Source organism: Streptomyces sp. NPDC101160 (genome assembly GCF_044768205.1).
Lineage (GTDB): Bacteria > Actinomycetota > Actinomycetes > Streptomycetales > Streptomycetaceae > Streptomyces.
On record NZ_JBIWPJ010000001.1, the window covers coordinates 344,305 to 361,623 of the forward strand.

14 protein-coding genes are annotated in these 17,319 nt (G+C 69.8%); 4 read left to right on the plus strand and 10 right to left on the minus strand.

The window, feature by feature from the left end; all coding sequences use genetic code 11:
* Positions 1 to 62: 62 nt before the first annotated feature.
* The 9 genes from ACIRSU_RS01605 to ACIRSU_RS01645 form a co-directional block, all read right to left on the minus strand.
* Positions 63 to 1,538 carry a non-reducing end alpha-L-arabinofuranosidase family hydrolase gene (locus tag ACIRSU_RS01605; protein ID WP_403788047.1) on the minus strand — a complete coding sequence of 492 codons (1,476 nt, stop codon included), beginning with the start codon at positions 1,536 to 1,538 and terminating at the stop codon, positions 63 to 65.
* A complete protein-coding gene (locus tag ACIRSU_RS01610) occupies positions 1,538 to 2,266 on the minus strand; it encodes a cupin domain-containing protein (RefSeq protein ID WP_403789369.1) in 729 nt (242 codons plus the stop codon). Before ACIRSU_RS01610 ends, ACIRSU_RS01605 begins: the two co-directional genes overlap by 1 nt.
* Positions 2,263 to 3,123: a PmoA family protein gene (locus tag ACIRSU_RS01615; RefSeq protein ID WP_403788049.1), complete on the minus strand. Its 861-nt coding sequence runs from the start codon at positions 3,121 to 3,123 to the stop codon at positions 2,263 to 2,265. Before ACIRSU_RS01615 ends, ACIRSU_RS01610 begins: the two co-directional genes overlap by 4 nt.
* Positions 3,120 to 4,166 (minus strand): Gfo/Idh/MocA family protein, encoded by a 1,047-nt coding sequence (locus tag ACIRSU_RS01620; RefSeq protein WP_403788051.1) that lies wholly within the window; start codon positions 4,164 to 4,166, stop codon positions 3,120 to 3,122. The genes ACIRSU_RS01615 and ACIRSU_RS01620 overlap by 4 nt, the downstream gene beginning before the upstream one ends.
* Entirely contained in the window at positions 4,163 to 5,203 is a 1,041-nt protein-coding gene (locus tag ACIRSU_RS01625) for an endo-1,4-beta-xylanase (RefSeq protein WP_403788053.1), read from the minus strand. Before ACIRSU_RS01625 ends, ACIRSU_RS01620 begins: the two co-directional genes overlap by 4 nt.
* Before the next feature lie 26 nt (positions 5,204 to 5,229).
* Positions 5,230 to 6,594, minus strand: coding sequence for a glycoside hydrolase (locus ACIRSU_RS01630; protein WP_403788055.1), 1,365 nt, complete (start codon positions 6,592 to 6,594; stop codon positions 5,230 to 5,232).
* Between the two features lie 68 nt (positions 6,595 to 6,662).
* On the minus strand, positions 6,663 to 7,493 hold the full coding sequence (locus ACIRSU_RS01635) for a carbohydrate ABC transporter permease (protein ID WP_403788057.1): 831 nt from the start codon (positions 7,491 to 7,493) through the stop codon (positions 6,663 to 6,665).
* Positions 7,490 to 8,467: a carbohydrate ABC transporter permease gene (locus tag ACIRSU_RS01640; RefSeq protein WP_403788059.1), complete on the minus strand. Its 978-nt coding sequence runs from the start codon at positions 8,465 to 8,467 to the stop codon at positions 7,490 to 7,492. Before ACIRSU_RS01640 ends, ACIRSU_RS01635 begins: the two co-directional genes overlap by 4 nt.
* A 4-nt stretch (positions 8,468 to 8,471) precedes the next feature.
* On the minus strand, positions 8,472 to 9,764 hold the full coding sequence (locus tag ACIRSU_RS01645) for an extracellular solute-binding protein (RefSeq protein ID WP_403788061.1): 1,293 nt from the start codon (positions 9,762 to 9,764) through the stop codon (positions 8,472 to 8,474).
* Between the two features lie 253 nt (positions 9,765 to 10,017).
* Between ACIRSU_RS01645 and ACIRSU_RS01650 the strand changes: the two genes are divergently transcribed.
* The 4 genes from ACIRSU_RS01650 (at position 10,018) to ACIRSU_RS01665 (ending at position 16,497) form a co-directional block, all read left to right on the plus strand.
* Positions 10,018 to 11,031 carry a LacI family DNA-binding transcriptional regulator gene (locus ACIRSU_RS01650; protein WP_403788063.1) on the plus strand — a complete coding sequence of 338 codons (1,014 nt, stop codon included), beginning with the start codon at positions 10,018 to 10,020 and terminating at the stop codon, positions 11,029 to 11,031.
* 9 nt (positions 11,032 to 11,040) lie between these two features.
* Positions 11,041 to 13,260 (plus strand): glycoside hydrolase family 3 N-terminal domain-containing protein, encoded by a 2,220-nt coding sequence (locus ACIRSU_RS01655; protein WP_403788065.1) that lies wholly within the window; start codon positions 11,041 to 11,043, stop codon positions 13,258 to 13,260.
* Positions 13,257 to 14,744 carry a glycoside hydrolase family 43 protein gene (locus tag ACIRSU_RS01660; RefSeq protein WP_403788067.1) on the plus strand — a complete coding sequence of 496 codons (1,488 nt, stop codon included), beginning with the start codon at positions 13,257 to 13,259 and terminating at the stop codon, positions 14,742 to 14,744. Before ACIRSU_RS01655 ends, ACIRSU_RS01660 begins: the two co-directional genes overlap by 4 nt.
* Positions 14,745 to 15,054: 310 nt before the next feature.
* The gene (locus ACIRSU_RS01665; protein WP_403788069.1) at positions 15,055 to 16,497 is read left to right on the plus strand and encodes an endo-1,4-beta-xylanase; all 1,443 of its coding nucleotides are present in this window, start codon (positions 15,055 to 15,057) and stop codon (positions 16,495 to 16,497) included.
* A 67-nt stretch (positions 16,498 to 16,564) separates the two neighbouring features.
* Here the strand turns inward: ACIRSU_RS01665 and araD are convergent, their stop codons facing one another.
* Complete coding sequence (gene araD, locus ACIRSU_RS01670; protein WP_403788071.1) at positions 16,565 to 17,278, minus strand: L-ribulose-5-phosphate 4-epimerase AraD; 714 nt, start codon at positions 17,276 to 17,278, stop codon at positions 16,565 to 16,567.
* Positions 17,279 to 17,319: the final 41 nt, after the last annotated feature.

Consider the following 17,319-nt stretch of genomic DNA (forward strand, 5'->3'; position numbering starts at 1 on the left):
CCGTCCACGGCTGAGCCCTCCACGTCGGCTCCCCGTCGGAAAGCCGGAACGGTGCCGCGTCGTCAGCGCTGCAGCGTCAGCAGACCCGGTCGGTAGGGCAGCAGGCCGTAGTCGCCGCCGGCGTTGGGATCGTGTCCCTGGTAGAGGAACCGCAGGTTGCAGGGGTCGACCGTGAAGGTCTGGTCGGCTCCGGCGCGGATCAGTTCGCCGTGGCTGATGTCGTCGGTCCAGGTGGCGCCGCTGTTGGCCTTGCCGGCGAAGGGGTTGCTCTCGGTCGCGGCCTGGGGCGTCCACGAGCCGTTCAGGCTGGTGGCCGTGAAGGAGCGGAAGTAGCGCTGCTCCTGAGCGCCCCGGGCCTCGACGATCATGAGGTACTGGTTCTGGTCCTTGACCTTGTAGACCTGGGGTGCCTCGAAGAGGTTCTTCACCGTGTCGCTCATGACCGTCGTGTACGACGAGCCGAAGCTGCCCGGGAAGTTTCCGATCGGCATGCTCGCCCGGTAGATCTTGCCGTTGTCGCCGGCGAAGAACAGGTACATGTTCGTGCCGTCGCCGATGAGCGTCTGGTCGATGGGGCCCGTACCGGAGTCGGCGATGCTTCCGGAGAAGAGCTCCTGCTCCGCCGACCAGCCGTTCGGGTTGGTGGGGTCGGTCGATGTCCGGTAGGAGAAGGCGGTCCTGCCCCACTGGTAGGCGAGCACCCAGATGTTCTTCGGCGCGAAGTAGAAGAGCGTGGGCGCGACGGCGGAATTCGACATCGTGTTCTGGCCGGCCGAGGCCATCTCCGGCCAGTCGGTGAACGGAGCGAAGTTCATCGAACCCCAGCCCGCTCCCGTTCCCGCGGCGCCATGCGTCGTCGCGTAGACGATCTGCTTGCCGTTGTAGGGGGCGACGGTGAAGTCCTTGAGCGAGGCCCATCCCGCCTTGGGCTGCGCCAGCGCGCCCGTCGACGACCAGCGGTACGTCGAGGGAAGGGCGCAGGTGCCGGGGGTGCCGCCGGCGACCTTGACGAGCTGCCACTGCTGGTTGGCGCCGCCCCAGTCGTCGTACTGGACGATGTTCGCACCGTCGGCGGTGGAGGCGCCCTGGACTTCGAGGGCCTTGCCGCTGTGGCGGGCGATGAGTCGCACGTACCCGTCCGCGCTGTCGGCGAGGCGCCACTGCTGGTTGGTGCCGTTCAGGTCGGTCCACTGGGTGATCGCGGCGCCGTTGGCGGTGGAGCTGTTCTGGACGTCCAGGACCTTGCCGGAGTGGCGCGACTTCACGCGGTAGTAGCCGTCGCCGTTGGCGACGAACTGCCACTGCTGCTGGTTCTGGTCGTTCCTGGTCCACTGGGTGATGCGGGCGCCGTCGCCGGTCGCCAGGTTGTAGACGTCCAGGGCCTTGCCGCTGTTGCGGTTGACCAGCACGTACCAGGCGTTGGTGTCGACGGTCGCCGCGGCGGCGGGCGGGGCAGCGAGGAGAGTGGCTCCGAGCAGCAGGGACGACAGGACCGCGAGGACGAGACTCAGGACCAGGGGTGGGCGGCGCAATCTCATCAGAAGAGCTCCTTCGGGGGATGGGGGTGAGGTGAGGTCGGGGGGCCGGGGACGGGATAGGGATGGAGGAGGCCGCACATGCCGAAGACCGGGTCCTCCGGGCGCTCCAGCCGCGACACCTCGCCGTGATCGAGGTGGGAGAGGTCTCCGGCCTTCAGCGCCGCCAGTTGGCAGCCGGTCTGGAGGGTCGCCGCCAGCGGGCCGTCACGCCATCGGATCCACCAGGCGTCAAGGAGATCGCTCTTCAGGCGGTGGGCCGCGCTGTGGAACTGCCGCAGCCCGCCTTCGCGCAGGGCCAGGAAGCCTTCGAGTGCCAGGTCGCGGCGGCGGCGCGCCGCCGCCGCGTGGTCGCCGGTCAGGACGGCCGCCGCCTGGTAGGCGTCAGGATCGGCCAGCACGGGTGCGGGGAAGGTGAAGACGGCGTCGCCCGCCTCGGGAAGCCCGCTGTTCTGCATGAGCACCACGAGGCGCAGGCCGTCGGTGTTGACGAGGCGGTGGATCGTTCCGGGGGCGAACCAGACGACGTCGCCGGGGTGCAGCGGGGTGTCGGCGAAGCCGGTGGTGGTGAGGGTCTGGACGCTGCCCTCGCCGTGGATGACGACGTATGCCTCGGAGCAGACGAGGTGCATGTGGGGGGTGCCTCCGCACAGCCCGTCGGCGGCCTCCCAGTCGTACACGGTCAGCCCGGAGATCCCCACGCCGCCGGGGAGCCCGGGGAGCGGGGTCACCACGGGTGTTCCTCGACGTGGCGGGACAGGCGTGCGGGGGTCCACGCGCCGGCGGCGACGACGATCCGGTAACGGCGCGACAGGGTGTCGCCCGGGGGCAGCGGCAGTTCCTTGTCGAACGCCAGGGACGGGTTGACGGCGGGGATGGGCTCGCTGCGGACGAACCAGCGGCCGGGGGCTTCCGGATCGTCGAGGAACAGGAGCGTGGAGGCACGGTCGACCTCGTCGTGGGTGCCGACGAAGGCCAGCCAGTCACCCTGCTCGCCCATCGCGGGGCCGATCACGTGCCCGCCGGTGAAGTCGCGCGGGCCGCGCCAGAAGAGGCCCGAGTATCCGGCGAGTTCTCTGCCCTGTGTGCCGGGGCTGCCGAACATCAGGGGGGTGTCGAGGACGTTGGTGAGCGAGGTGGTGACCTCCAGGGTCCAGGAGTCGGCCTCGACGTCGAGTGCGGTCAGCGTGCGGCGTTCGTCGATCCAGTGCTCTCCCGCCATCGTGTGCCAGCCGAGGTGCTCGGTGATGACGGCGCGGCCGTGATCCGTTTCGGCGGACACGGTGAGGCTGCGCATCGTGCCGAGGTTCGGCAGGTCGACGTAGTCCTGTCCGCGCAGGTAGGTGCCGCCGCCCCAGAAGTTCTGCCCCGACACCCACGACGCCGTCAGCTGGATGCCCTTGTGCCAGCGATGGTCGTGCGGCCGGTACCCGGTCACCACGTCTCCGGCGAGCGTGCGCACCGGATGCAGGTAGGGCTTCGGCGCCTCGAAGGGGTCCATGACCGGGCGGTGCACATAACGGAAGAGGTCGACGTCGCGAACCCGGACGATCAGCGCGTCCTCGTTCTCCAGGAGTTGGAACGTCATCGGAACACCTCCGGGCGTCCCCCGTGGAGTGAGCCGTAGAAGCGGTCGGCCGCGTCGATCTCTCCGCGCCGGACCGGCAGGCCGGTGAGGGCGGCCTTGTACAGGGCGGTGACGAATTCCATGGTGGATCTGCCGAGGTCGGGCCGGGTCCCCGCCTCGTAGCCGTCCAGGAAGGCCGCGAGCTGGGCGGCGTGCGAGCTGGGCAGGTCGTCCGGCGGCTCCCACTTCGCGCCGGACGACCTGGCGGTGAACGTCCAGTCCGCGTTGGAGTAGCCGTACAGGTGCCGCAGCTCGACCGTGGCGTCGGTGAGGTCGAACCGCAGGTAGCTCTCCTCGCGTGGCGAGAGGACGCTGTTGACGACGGTCGCGATGGCTCCGTTCTCGAACCGGACCAGGGCCGCGGACACGTCCTCGGTCTGGACGTCGCGCTCCAGGCGGCCGGCCATCGCGCGCACCTCGGCCCACGGGCCGAGCACGTCGAGCATCAGGTCCATCTGGTGGATGCCGTGGCCCAGCGTCGGGCCACCGCCCTCGCTCCGCCAGGTGCCGCGCCAGGGCACGTCGTAGTAGGCGTCGTCGCGGTACCACGCCGTGACACACTGCGCGACCAGCGGACGGCCCAGGGTCCCGGCGGCGATCCGGTCACGCAGGTACCGGGCCCCCGAGCCGTACCTGTGCTGGAACACCGCGCCCGCGACGGCGGCCCCTTCGGCGGCTTGGATCAGGTCGAGCTCGGCCAGCGACAGAGCCACCGGCTTCTCGCACCAGACCCACGCCCCCGCCTCCAGGCACGCCACGGCCTGTTCGGCGTGCAGGTACGGCGGCGTGCACAGGTGCACGACGTCCGGACGCTGCTCCCGGAGCATCGTGTGCAGGTCGGTGTGGACGGCGGGAATGCCGTGCTCGGTCGCGAACGCCTCGGCGCGCGCGGCGTCCACGTCGACGGCTGCCACGATCTCGGCCCGGTGCGCCTGTGCCCGGAGGGCGGGTACGTGGCAGATGCCGGCGATCCCGCCCGTTCCGACGATCGCCGTTCTGATCATCCGCCCAGCACCTTCCTGATCGCCTGGTAGGCGGGCTTGGGCTGGAGGTTCTCGTCGTAGGGCAGTGCGGCGCCCTCCTCGGGGAAGACTCCGGGGATCCACGAGTACTTGTCCGTGTAGTCCCAGATGGTGACGCCGACGCACTTCTCGACCGCCAGGCAGGCCTTGACGTAGTCGGCGTACCAGGTGGCCTGGGTGGCGAGCTTGTCGGGGGTCGCCGGGAGCTGCATCCGGATGTCGAGCTCGGTGACCGCGACGTCGACCCCGAGGTCGGCGAAGCGCTGGATGTTCTCCTGGACGCCGGCGGGGAAGCCGTACTGGAGTGCCAGGTGGCCCTGGAGGCCGAAGCCCTCCACCGGGACGCCATCGGCCTTCAGCTGCTTGACGAGCTTGTAGTAGGCGTCGCTCTTGGCGTTGATGCCGTCGACGTTGTAGTCGTTGAGGTACAGCTTGGCGTGCGGGTCGATCTCGTGGGCCCAGCGCAGGGCGTCGGCGATGTAGCCGGGGCCGAGCGTCTTGTAGAAGAGCGACTCGCGGTAGGTGCCGTCCTCGTTGAAGGCCTCGTTGACGACGTCCCAGTGGATCACGCGGCCCTTGAAGTGCCGGACCTCCGTCTGGATGTGGTTCTTGAGGACGGCGCGCAGTTCGTCGGCGGTCCAGCTGCGCCCGGTGAGCCAGGCGGGGAGCTGGTTGTGCCAGACGAGGGTGTGGCCGCGGACCTTCTGGTGGTGGTCCTTCGCGAAGGCCATGACCTTCTCGGCGGCGGTGAAGTCGAAGACGCCGCGCCGGGGTTCCGTGGTCTCCCACTTCATGGCGTTGCCGGGGGTGGTCTGCCCGAATTCGCTGCCGAGGAGCTTCAGGTAGGCGGCGTCGGTGAACTCGGGGTTGTCGGTGGCGGAGCCGAAGTACTTGTGGTGCTTCTTGGCCAGGTCGGCGAGCGTACGGGGACGGGGCTCGGCGGTCGCGGGCGCGGCGGCGAGGCCGGCCGCGAGGCAGACGGCGGCGGACAGGGCGATGAGATGCCGGGACACGGGCATGAATGACTCCTCGGGTGCGGGGCGGTTCAGTCGAGGACGATGGTGGTCAGCGCGCGCGGGGCGAGCGTGGCCGTGAGGGTCGTGCCGTGCGTGGAGACGACGTCGGCCGGGGTGATCGAGCGGGTCTCGTCGGTCACGTAGGCGTCGGGGTGTCGGTCGTGACCGCCGCGGAGGGTGAAGGCGGCGGAGGTTTCGGTGGTCGCGGTGTTGAGGATCTCGATGACGCGCCGGCCGTCGGTGTTGCGGAAGGCCGTGATCCGGAGTGCCGGGTCGGCGTCCGTGACCGGAACGCGGACGGCGCCGGGGCGGATGAACCGGCTGAAGGCGGCCAGTGCCCAGTACCGCTTGGACACCCGGTAGCCGTCACCGGGGTTGGCGAGCTGGATGAGTCCCCGGGTCGCGCCGAGGGACGCGCCGGTCCAGTAGACGTAGGCGTTGGCGTTGCCGACGGTCAGGGTGTTCTGGATGTCGGCCGCGACGGTGAGACCGTCGTAGCCGCTGCCGTCGTCCCAGTTCTCGTTCCAGGTGGTGCCGTCCGGTGACCACTCCGACATCCACACGCGCTTGTCGGTCGGCTGCGGGACCGTGGCCGGACCGCTGTACCGGTGGCCGGTGACGGTCCGCACAGCTCTGGCGGCCGCGGGGTCCGCCTCGATGGCCTCGGTGTAGGCGACCTGCCGGTCCCAGCCCGCGACGTCGCAGCAGACCAGGTCCGTCTTCAGTCCGGACGCGCGGACGGTCGGCCCGAGCACCTTGAGGAAGTCGACGGCCTGCTGCGGGGTGAAGCGCATCGAGGCGTAGGTCGCCGTCCAGTCGGGTTCGTTGGTGAACCCCAGGTCGCTGATCCTGATGCCTTCCCGCTGGTAGAACTTGGCGTACTGGACGAGGTAGTTGGCGTAGGCCTGGCGCCATTCGGGGCGCAGTTCGCCGCCGTTGTTCTCGCTTCCGTTGGTCTTCATGAAGGCCGGCGCGCTCCAGGCGTCGGCGTAGAACCGCTTGACGCCGTACGCCTTGGCCTCCTTGGCGAGCCAGACCTGGCCGCCGTCCCAGCCGTCCCAGACGTACGTCGGCGTGGCGTCCGGTCCGCCCGGGTCGGTCGGCAGGATCGTCGGCATGTGGTCGTAGACCCGGTCGGTGGACGACCCGATGCCCAGGCGCAGGATCGACAGGCCGGCGCCCTTCTCCTTGCTGAGCAGGAGGTCGAGCACCTCGCGCCGCTTGGCAGGGCTGAGGCCACGCGCGCCGTGCAGCAGGTCGGCCCGCTGGAAGGCCATGGAGAAGCCGAATCCGTCGATGGGCTGGAGTTCGGCGCGGAAGTCGATACCGGCGCGCACGGGGTCGGTGGGCGGTCGCGCGGGGCCGGCCGCGGCCTGCGATGTTAGCGCTAACATTATGACGGTCGTCAGGGCGGTCAGGCGTTTCACAGGGTCTCCTCGGGGGTGGAGGTCACGCGGGACGGTCAGCCCTTGGTCGCGCCCGCGGTGAGGCCGCCGATCAGCTGGCGCTCGGCGACGGCGTAGAAGGCGAGGGCGGGGACCATGGCCAGCACGATGTACGCGAGGACGAGCGCGTAGTCGGTCGAGTACTGGCCCTGGAACTGCTGCACGCCGACCGGGATCGTCTGCCATTTCGGGTCGTTGAACACCAGCAGCGGCAGGAAGAAGTTGTTCCAGCTCGCGACGACCGCCAGCACCGAGACCGTGCCGAGCGCCGGACGCGCCATGGGCAGCAGGATCTGCCAGAAGAAGCGGAACTTGCCGCAGCCGTCCATGGTGGCGGCCTCCTCGATCTCCGCCGGGACGGTCCGGAAGAAGCCCCGCAGGATGACGATCGTCATGGGGAGCCCGAAGGCCGCCTGCGGGAGGATCACCCCGAGCGGGTTGTCGAGCAGGCCGAAGGTGCGCAGCATGAGGAAGAGCGGCAGGACGGCCACCGCGAACGGGAACATCAACCCGATCGTGAAGAGCGTGTAGAACAGCTCCCTGCCCCGGAAGGCGTAGCGGGCCAGCACGAACGCCGCCATCGCGGAGGCCGCCACCGTGCAGAACGTCGTGCCGATCGCGATTCCCGCGCTGTTGGCGATCTGCCGCCAGAACGCTCCGTCGCCGAGAATGCCGGTGTAGTTGCCGGCCCTCCAGTGCTCCGGCAGCCCGAACGGATTCGTCGTGAGCTCGCCGGTGCTCTTGAACCCGGAGACCACCGCGTAGATCAGCGGCACGACGACGAAGGCGGCGATCAGCCAGACCACGGCGTGCAGCGAAAGGCCGCGTGGCGTCCTACGGGCGTTCATCGGTCGCCTCCCGAGGTGACGGCCCCGCTCAGGTCACGGCGGAGCACGTACCGCTGGTAGAAGAGGGAGAAGACCAGACTGATCATGAACAGCACCACGCTGATCGCGCTGGCGTAGCCGACCTGGTACCGCTTGAACCCGAACTGGAACATCGCGATCGCCATCGTCTCGGAGGAGTGGTTGGGTCCGCCCGCGGTCATGACCCAGACGAGGTCGAAGAGCTGGATGGACCCGATGACCGAAAGGAAGACGCTGATCCGGATCGTCGGGCCGAGCAGCGGCAGCGTCACGTACCGGAAGCGCTGCCAGGCGCCGGCGCCGTCGATGGAGGCGGCCTCGAGGATCTCGGCCGGGATGCTCTGCAGCCCGGCGAGGAAGAGCATCATGTGGAAGCCGAAGTACTTCCAGATCATGACCACGAAGAGGGTCGGCATGACCGTCGAGGGGTCGGCGAGCCATCTGCCCTGCAGTCCCTCCAGGCCCAGGAGGCCGACGAGACGGTCGGCCATGCCGGCGCCGGGCAGGAAGATCATCGTGAAGAGGACCGCCGTGACCACCTCGGACAGGATGTACGGCGCGAAGAACAGCATGCGGTAGACGGCCCGGCCTCGGAGCCTCTGGTTGAGCAGGACCGCGGTGAACAGCGCGAACGGCAACTGCACCGTGATCGACAGGACGATCAGGTACAGCCCGCGCCCCAGATCGCCGAGGAAGACGTGATCGTCGAACAGCTTGGTGTAGTTGGCGAAGCCGACGAAGTCGTCCATGGGGCCGATCCCGCCCCACTTGAAGAAACCGGTGTAGACGGCGACGACGATCGGGGCGAGGACGAAGACGAGGAAGAGCACCAGAGCCGGGACGAGGAACCAGGCGATCGACGCCCAGTCTCCCCACCCGCGCAGGAGCGACCGGGCCGGGGCCGGCGGGCGCACCGGCACGGCCTCCTCCGTCCGCTCCTCGGTCAGGGCGGACACGGAGCTAGGCACTCTTCGCAGCCTCGGTGATCGACGTGGTGACCTGCTCGGGCGTCTTCTTGCCCGCGATGAGGTCGGCGACACTGTCGTTGACCTCCTGGCCGACCGCCGGCGGATAGGCCTGGTCGAGGAAGAGCTGGAAGCCCGTCGCCTTGACCAGACTCTCGGCCACCACCTTCTTGTTGGCATCGGTGAGCTGACTTTCCGCGCCCTTGACCACCGGCAGGTAGCCGTTGGAGGCCAGCAGCTTGGACTCGTTCTCCAGAACGAAGAACTTCAGGAAGTCCAGCGCCTCCTTCGGGGCGCCCTTGCGCAGCGCGAAGCCACCGCCACCACCGAAGACCTCGGTGGCCCGGCCGGCACCGCCGTCGACCGTCGGGAAGGGGAAGAAGCCCAGGTCCGCTCCGAGGCCGGCGCCCGCGTCCTTCTGCACCGACGGTCCCCACTGCCCCATCAGCTCCATGGCGGCCTTGCCGTTGCCCATGGTCGCGGCCTGCCCGCCGGGGGTGGCGTAGCCGGCGCCGAGGAAGCCCGTCTGGAAGGGCTCGAGGTCGACCAGCTCCTTGAGGTGGGCGCCTGCCTGGACGAAGCCGGCGCCGGTGAAGTCCTTGGTGGTGGCGGCCTGCTGCAGGGCGGGGAGACCCGCGACGCGCATCGCGAGGTAGGCCCAGTAGTAGTGGCCCGGCCATTTCTCCTTGCCCGCGAGGGCGATCGGGGTGATGCCCGCCGCCTTGAGCTTCCGGACGTCTTCGAGGAGTTCGGCCCAGGTGGCCGGCGGGGCGGTGATCCCGGCCTTGGCGAAGAGCTTCTTGTTGTACCAGAAGCCGACCATGCCGATGTCGTAGGGCACCCCGTAGGTCCGGCCCTCGAACTGATAGGCCTGCAGCGAGACCGGGGTGAGCCGGGACGACCAGTCCAGGACGTCGGTGAGGTCCTCGACCAGCCCCGCGTCGACCTGCTGCTGCAGCACACCGCCGCCCCAGGTCTGGAAGACGTCGGGGAGCTTGCCCGACGCGGTGGTGGCGGTCAGCTTGGACTTGAACGCCTCGTTCTCCAACGAGGTCGTGTTGATCGCGATGTTCGGGTGAGCAGCCGTGAACGCCGCGGAGATCTGCGGGAAGAGGGACTTGCCCGGTTCTGTCGTGGCGATGTTCCACCACTCGAACGACACCTTGCCGCCGGCCGCCGGCTTGCCGCCGGATCCGTCGGCTCCGCAGGCCGCGGTCAAGGAGACGGACAGGGCGGTCAAGCCCGAGAGCGCCAGGAAGCTTCGTCGGCTCGGGAGAGTGCTGGCCATGGGACCTCCGGGGTGGGGAATACCGGTTTCGCGCCCGAAAACTTTTCGAAATACTCTCGAATTCTGCGCTGCCACAAACTAGGAACGTGAGCCCTCCGGGTCAAGACCTCGCGCCAACTTATCTACGAACAGCGGCTGTTCGCAGGCACAGCTGCTGTTCGCAGGCTTGACAAGCCGGTCGGGCCGCCCAGAAACTCATCGAAAGTTTGCGATATCTGTCGCCGGCCGAAGGCATCCGCGCAGAGGAGAGAAGTTGAGCGAGCAGCGCCCGACCCTGGCCGTCATCGCCGCGGAGGCAGGGGTCTCCCAGGCCACCGTGTCCAAGGTGATCAACGGCCGCTCCGATGTCGCGCCCTCGACACGCGAACGGATCGAGGGCCTGCTGCAGGCGCACAACTACCTCCCACCCGGCCGGCAGGGCAGAGCCCGCAGATCGGGTCTCGTCGACCTGATCATCGGCGGGCTGGACAGCGCGTGGGCGGTGGAGATACTGCGCGGCGTCGAGGCCGAGTGCGCCCAGCGGAGCGTCGGTACCGTCGTGTCGCTCGTCCCGCCGGGCGAGGCCACACCGTCCAGTTGGGCCGCACTGCCGGTCCTGCACCACAGCGACGGCGTCATCCTCGTCACCGCCTCGGTCACCCACGCCCAGCGCGCCCAGGTCGAACGGGCCGGGGTGGCGCTGGTGGTCATCGACCCCATCGACCTGCCGGGCAACGGCGTGCCGAGCGTCGGAGCGACCAACTGGGCCGGCGGCCTCGCCGCCACCGAGCACCTGCTGGAGCTGGGGCACCGCCGGATCGCCACGATCGGCGGGCGCAAGGAGATGCTCTGCAGCCAGGCCCGCATCGACGGGTACCGGGCCGCCCTGGAGCGGGCCGGGATCGAGGTCGACCGCGACCTGATCCGGTTCGGCGACTTCCAGCACGAGGGCGGCTTCCGGTGCGCCCAGGAGCTGCTCGACCTCCCCGAGCCGCCGACGGCCGTCTTCGCCGGCAGCGACCAGCAGGCGATGGGCGTCTACGAAGCCGCCCGGCAGAGCGGACTGAGCATCCCTCAGGACCTCAGCGTGGTCGGCTTCGACGACCTGCCGATGTGCGACTGGCTGTCACCGCCGCTGACGACCGTGCGCCAGCCGCTGGAGGAGATGGGCCGGGTCGCCGCCCGCACCCTGTTCCAGCTTCTGGACGGCCAGCCCCTGGTCAGCCCGCGGATCGAGCTCTCGACCGAACTCAAGGTCCGGCTCTCCACCGCCCCGCCTCGTCACTAGGAGAATCCCTTGACCGAGCCCTGGCGTGACCCCCTCCTGCCCGTGTCCGTGCGGGTCGCCGATCTCCTGAGACGGATGACGCTGGAGGAGAAGGCGGGACAACTCGCCGGCTTCTGGGCGTTGCCCTCGGATCCCGGAGCACCTGTCGCGCCGATGGAGGACGATTCCGGCGAGTCCGCGCCCGGCCTCGACGACATCGTCGCCCACGGGCTCGGCCAGCTCACCCGGGTGTACGGAACCGCACCGATCACCGCGGAGGCCGGAATGGAGCGGCTCGCCTCGCTCCAGCGGCAGGTGACCGGATCCGGCCGCTTCGGGATCCCGGCGGTCGCTCACGAGGAGTGCCTGACGGGATTCATGACGCTCAGAGCGACGGTCTTCCCCGCGCCGCCGGCCTGGGGCGCGTCCTTCGACCCCGGGCTCGTGCGCCGGATGGCCGCCGCCATCGGCGCCGGGATGCGGCGGGTCGGCGTCCACCAGGGACTGGCTCCGGTGCTCGACGTGGTCCGCGACTACCGGTGGGGCAGGACCGAGGAGTGCATCGGCGAGGACCCCTATCTCGTCGGTGCGATCGGCACGGCCTACGTACAGGGCTTGGAAGGCGCCGGCATCGTGGCGACGCTCAAGCACTTCGCCGGGTACTCGGCCTCGCGCGGCGGCCGGAACATGGCCCCCGTCGCCTCGGGGCCCCGCGAGTTCGCCGATGTCCTGGTCGAGCCCTTCGTACGGGCGCTGCGCGAGGGAGGCGCCCGGTCGGTGATGAACAGCTACACCGACGTGGACGGGGTGCCGGTGGCCGCCGACGAACGCCTGCTGACCGACCTGCTCCGGGGCGAGCTCGGTTTCGGCGGTGTCGTCGTCGCCGACTACTACGCCGTCTCCTTCCTGGAGACCCGACACGGCGTCACCGGGTCGCGCGGCGCGGCCGGCGCGCTGGCGTTGACCGCGGGGATCGACGTCGAACTGCCCACGGCCCGCTGCTACGGCGAGCCGCTGACCGAACTCGTGCGGTCGGGAAGCCTGTCCGAGGAGCTCGTCGACCGGGCCGCGGAGCGCGTCCTGCGGCAGAAGGCCGAACTCGGCCTGCTCGACCCCGACTGGGAACCCGTCAAGCCCGAGCCGGTCGACCTCGACCCGCCGGAGAACCGGGCCCTGGCCAGGCTCCTGGCCGAACGGTCCACCGTGCTGCTCGCCAACGACGGCATCCTGCCGCTGCGGCCGTGCCGGGTCGCGGTCAGCGGGCCGTACGCCGACGATCCCCACTCCTTCCTCGGCTGCTACTCCTTCCCCAACCACGTCGCGCTGCCCGGCGATCCCGGACTTGAGATCCCGACGCTCGGCGAGGCGCTCACCGCCGCAGGGTTCACGGTCACCGCGGACGATCCGGAGGTGAACGTGCTGGTGCTGGGAGACCGGGCCGGCATGTTCGGCCGGGGCACTTCGGGAGAGGGCTGCGACGCCGAGACCCTCGACCTGCCCGGGGACCAGGCCGCACTCGCCTCCGCCGTGCTGGACTCCGGAGTGCCGACCGTCCTGGTCCTGGTCTCCGGACGGCCCTACGCGCTCGGCTCGCTGGCCGAACGCGCATCGGCCGTGATCCAGGCCTTCTTCCCCGGCGAGGAGGGCGGGACGGCGCTGGCCCGGATCATCAGCGGGGCCGCGGAACCGTCCGGACGGCTGCCCGTCTCCATCCCCCGCCGGGCCGGCGGCCAGCCCGGCACGTACCTGCACTCCAGACTCGGCGGACGCACCGACTGGAGTTCGGTGGACCCGACTCCGCTGTTCCCCTTCGGACACGGGTTGAGCTGGACCAGCTTCGGCTACTCGGAGCTCTCGGTGGATCCCGTCGCCGCGACGGACGGAGCCGTCTCCGTCTCGGTCACCGTACGCAACGCCGGAGCGGTGACCGGGACCGAGGTGGTCCAGCTGTACCTCTCGGACCCCGAGGCGTCCGTCGTCCGGCCCCAGCGGTGGCTCGCCGGATTCTGCAGGGTCGAGCTGCAACCGGGCGCGGCCGCCCGGGTCACCTTCTCCGTGCATGCCGACCGGACCTCCTTCACCGGGATCGACCTGCGGAGAAGAGTGGAGCCCGGGGAGATCGGCGTGGCCGTCGGGCGGTCCAGCGGCGATCTTCCGCTGCGGGGCTCCTTCACTCTGCGCGGCCCCGTACGTCATCCGGGGGCCGACCGCGTGCTGTCCGTGCCGGTCGAGATCGTCCCCGTCTCATGAGCGCGTCCTTCGGCGATCCCGTGCTGCCCGGCTTCCGGCCCGACCCGTCCGTGTGCCGGGTGGGAGCGGACTACTACCTGGTGACGTCCAGCTTCGAATGGTTCCCGGGTCTTCCCGTGTTCCACAGCCGCGATCTCGTGAACTGGCGGCGTCTCGGCGCCGCGCTCGACCGCCCGTCCCAGCTCGATCTCGACGGATGCGAGCCTTCCCGGGGCCTGTTCGCACCGACGATCCGGCACCATGACGGGGTGTTCCATCTCGTCTGCACGCTGATGGACGGCCCCGGTCATTTCGTCGTCACGGCGACCGACCCGGCGGGGCCGTGGTCGGAACCGCACTGGCTGGAGGGCGAGGGCTTCGACCCGTCGCTGTTCTTCGACGACGGGCCGGACGACGGCGACGGCGACGGCCGTGCCTGGTTCACCGCCGCCCGGGTGCTGGACGAGGCCGCCGGCCACACCGAGATCTGGATGCGCGAATACCTTCCCCACGAGCGGCGGCTCACGGGACCCGAGTACGTCCTGTGGTCAGGAAGCCGGCCGGGCGCCCGATGGTCGGAAGCTCCACATCTCTACAAGGCCGGCGGCGGCTATCTTCTGCTCACCGCCGAGGGCGGCACGGCTGAGGACCACAGCGTGGTGGCCGCCCGTGCCGACCGTGTGACCGGCCCCTACGAGGGCGTCCCCGGCAACCCGGTGCTGCCTCCCGCTCCGAAGGGCCCGGTCACCTGCACCGGACACGCCGACCTCGTGCAGACGCCGTACGGAGACTGGCGGGCCGTCCTCCTGGGCATCCGGCCGGGTTCCGCCCTGGGCCGGGAGACCTTCCTGAGCCGGGTCACCTGGCACGACGGCCTGCCGGCCTTCTCCCCCGTCGCCCACGCCGGTCCGTCCCGCCCCGTCCACGACGACTTCGCCACCCTCTCCGCCGACTGGAGCACCCTGCGCACCCCACACGCGCCGTTCTGGACCACCGGCGACGGGCTCCGTCTCCAGCTCCGCCCCGAACGCCTCGGCGAACGCACCACCCCGTCCCTCCTGGTCCGCCCCCAGGAACAGCCCGAGTGCGACGTCTCCACCGAACTGCACTTCCTCCCCGCCACACCGGAAGAACAGGCAGGTCTCGCCGTCGTCATCGACGACGACACCCATCTCGTCCTCCTTCGCACCACGGAAGGGGTCAGCCTCCGTCGCGGGCCCGACGTCCTGGCCCGCGTCGTCGTCCCGCCGGGCCCTGTTCGCCTGGGAGTCCGCATCCGCGGCTTCCGCCACACCTTCGCCTACGCTGCGCCCGACGGCGCCTGGCAGGACCTGACCACCGTCGAAGCCACCTTCCTCACCCCGCTGTTCACCAGCGTCCAGCTCGGCCTCTACGCCACCTCCGACGGCCGCCCGTCCACCAACCAGGCCCATTTCGCGTGGTTCGACATCACGTATCCGCACCAGCCCTCCGGGGCGAACGAAATCGACGATCCGGAAAGGTGATCCGAGGCATTTATTCGTTGACGAGGTGAGCGGTCCCTGTCGAAACACTTTCGACAGGGACCGCTTTTCCGTCGCGTCAGGGAATTCCCCGACTCCGAAACATCTTCGAAACGCTTGACATGGTCACGCCCTGTTTTCACACTGATTGACGAGGCGTCACCGCCGCTTTTCTCTGTGCCGCGGAACCTGCCTCGCAGCATTCTCACCCCGCTGCTCCGCATCCCTTTTCCACGGACGCGGACATCGCTCTTCGCGGATTCTTTCCGCCGCACTCACATCCATCCGAGATTTCCGTCCCGGAGGTCCAGTCATGCGTTCACACGCCATTCCACCGTCCACCGTCCGCCGGAAGACCGGCGGCCTCTGCGCGGCGCTGATCGTCGGCGTCCTCGGTTCGGCCACCGTGCTGGTGGCGCCGCCGACCGCACACGCCGCCGAGAGCACGCTCGGCAGCGCGGCGGCGCGGAGCGGCCGCTACTTCGGCACCGCCATCGCCTCGGGGAGGCTCAACGACTCGGCGTACACGACGATCGCGGCCCGCGAGTTCAACTCGGTGACGCCCGAGAACGAGATGAAGATCGACGCCACCGAACCCCAGCAGGGTCGGTTCGACTTCACCGCCGGCGACCGCGTCTACAACTGGGCGGTGCAGAACGGCAAACAGGTACGGGGCCACACCCTGGCCTGGCACTCCCAGCAGCCCGGCTGGATGCAGAACCTCAGCGGGAGCGCGCTGCGCCAGGCCATGACCAACCACATCAACGGCGTGATGGCCCACTACAAGGGCAAGCTCGCCCAGTGGGACGTCGTGAACGAGGCCTTCGCCGACGGCACCTCGGGAGCCCGGCGCGACTCCAACCTGCAGCGCACCGGCAACGACTGGATCGAGGTCGCCTTCCGTACCGCGCGCGCCGCCGACCCGGCCGCCAAGCTCTGCTACAACGACTACAACATCGAGAACTGGACCTGGGCCAAGACCCAGGCCGTGTACGCCATGGTCCGGGACTTCAAGCAGCGCGGCGTGCCGATCGACTGCGTCGGCTTCCAGTCGCACTTCAACAACGACAGCCCGTACAACAGCAACTTCCGCACCACCCTGCAGAGTTTCGCCGCCCTCGGCGTCGACGTGGCCGTCACCGAACTCGACATCCAGGGCGCCTCGGCCACGACCTACGCCAACGTGACCAACGACTGCCTGGCCGTCCCGCGCTGCCTCGGCGTCACCGTCTGGGGCGTGCGCGACACCGACTCCTGGCGAGCCGACCAGACGCCGCTGCTGTTCAACGGCGACGGCAGCAAGAAGCCCGCCTACACCTCCGTCCTCAGCGCGCTCAACGCCGGCTCCGGCACGCCCACTCCGACACCCTCCCCCGGCTCCGGACAGATCAAGGGCGTCGCGTCGGACCGCTGCGTGGACGTCCCGAACGCGTCCACCACCGACGGCACCCAGGTCCAGCTGTGGGACTGCAACGGCCGCACCAACCAGCAGTGGACCTACACCGCCGCGGGTGAACTCAGGGTCTACGGCGACAAGTGCCTGGACGCCGCCGGCACCGGCAACGGCGCCAAGGTGCAGATCTACAGCTGCTGGGGCGGCGACAACCAGAAGTGGCGCCTCGACTCCGACGGTTCCATCGTCGGCGTCCAGTCCGGCCTCTGCCTCGACGCCGCCGCCAACGGCACCGCGAACGGCACGCTGATCCAGCTCTACTCCTGCTGGAGCGGTGGCAACCAGCGCTGGACCCGCACCTGACACCCTTCGGTGACACCCCGCACCATCGAGGGGAGCCAGGCTGATCTGGCTCCCCTCCTCGGCGCGGTCAGGCAGAGGGAGGGTTGCCGTAGTAGGCGTCGGGGCCGTGCTTGCGTGTGAAGTGGCGGTCCAGGACGTGCTGCGGGGGTTCGACCGTGCCCAGGGCGATGGTGTGGAGGGCCATCTCGGCCACCGCCTCGCAGATGATGGCGTGCTCCAGGGACGCGGTGGCGTCGGCGCCCCAGGTGAAGGGGCCGTGGTGGGCGACCAGGGCGCCGGGGACTTCCCTGGCCCGGGTGTCGTCGCGGCCCAGCAGGTCCACGATGACCTGGCCGGTGTTGTACTCGTAGTCCGTGGCGCACTGCTCGGGGGTGAGGGCGTCGGTGACGGGGACGGGACCGTTGAAGGTGTCCGCGTGGGTCGTGCCGAGCACCGGTATCGGACGCCGGGCCTGGGCGAAGGCGACGGCGTGGGTGGAGTGCGTGTGGGTCACGCCTCCGATGGAGGGGAAGGCCAGGTAGAGGCTCCGGTGCGTCTCCGTGTCGGTGGACGGTCGCAGGTGGCCTTCCACGACGCTGCCGTCGGACAGGGAGACGACGACCAGGTCCTCCTCGCTCAGTACGTCGTAGGCCACGCCCGAGGGCTTGATGACGAAGACGCCGGCCTGTCGGTCCACACCGCTCACATTGCCCCAGGTGAGAGTGGCGAGCCCGGCTCGGGGGATGCGGAGGTTGGCCTCCAGTACCTCTCGGCGCAGCTCCTTGGAAACGGTCGTGCTCACGGAGGACTCCGTCCTGGTGGGGGTGGAGGCGGGGGCGGCGG

Coding starts and splice junctions, on each gene's coding strand:
- ACIRSU_RS01630 (WP_403788055.1), bottom strand. CDS start 6,594: ATGTTAGCGCTAACATCGCAGGCCGCGGCCGGCCCCGCGCGACCGCCC.
- ACIRSU_RS01625 (WP_403788053.1), bottom strand. CDS start 5,203: ATGCCCGTGTCCCGGCATCTCATCGCCCTGTCCGCCGCCGTCTGCCTC.
- ACIRSU_RS01615 (WP_403788049.1), bottom strand. CDS start 3,123: ATGACGTTCCAACTCCTGGAGAACGAGGACGCGCTGATCGTCCGGGTT.
- ACIRSU_RS01620 (WP_403788051.1), bottom strand. CDS start 4,166: ATGATCAGAACGGCGATCGTCGGAACGGGCGGGATCGCCGGCATCTGC.
- ACIRSU_RS01645 (WP_403788061.1), bottom strand. CDS start 9,764: ATGGCCAGCACTCTCCCGAGCCGACGAAGCTTCCTGGCGCTCTCGGGC.
- ACIRSU_RS01665 (WP_403788069.1), top strand. CDS start 15,055: ATGCGTTCACACGCCATTCCACCGTCCACCGTCCGCCGGAAGACCGGC.
- ACIRSU_RS01635 (WP_403788057.1), bottom strand. CDS start 7,493: ATGAACGCCCGTAGGACGCCACGCGGCCTTTCGCTGCACGCCGTGGTC.
- ACIRSU_RS01605 (WP_403788047.1), bottom strand. CDS start 1,538: ATGAGATTGCGCCGCCCACCCCTGGTCCTGAGTCTCGTCCTCGCGGTC.
- ACIRSU_RS01660 (WP_403788067.1), top strand. CDS start 13,257: ATGAGCGCGTCCTTCGGCGATCCCGTGCTGCCCGGCTTCCGGCCCGAC.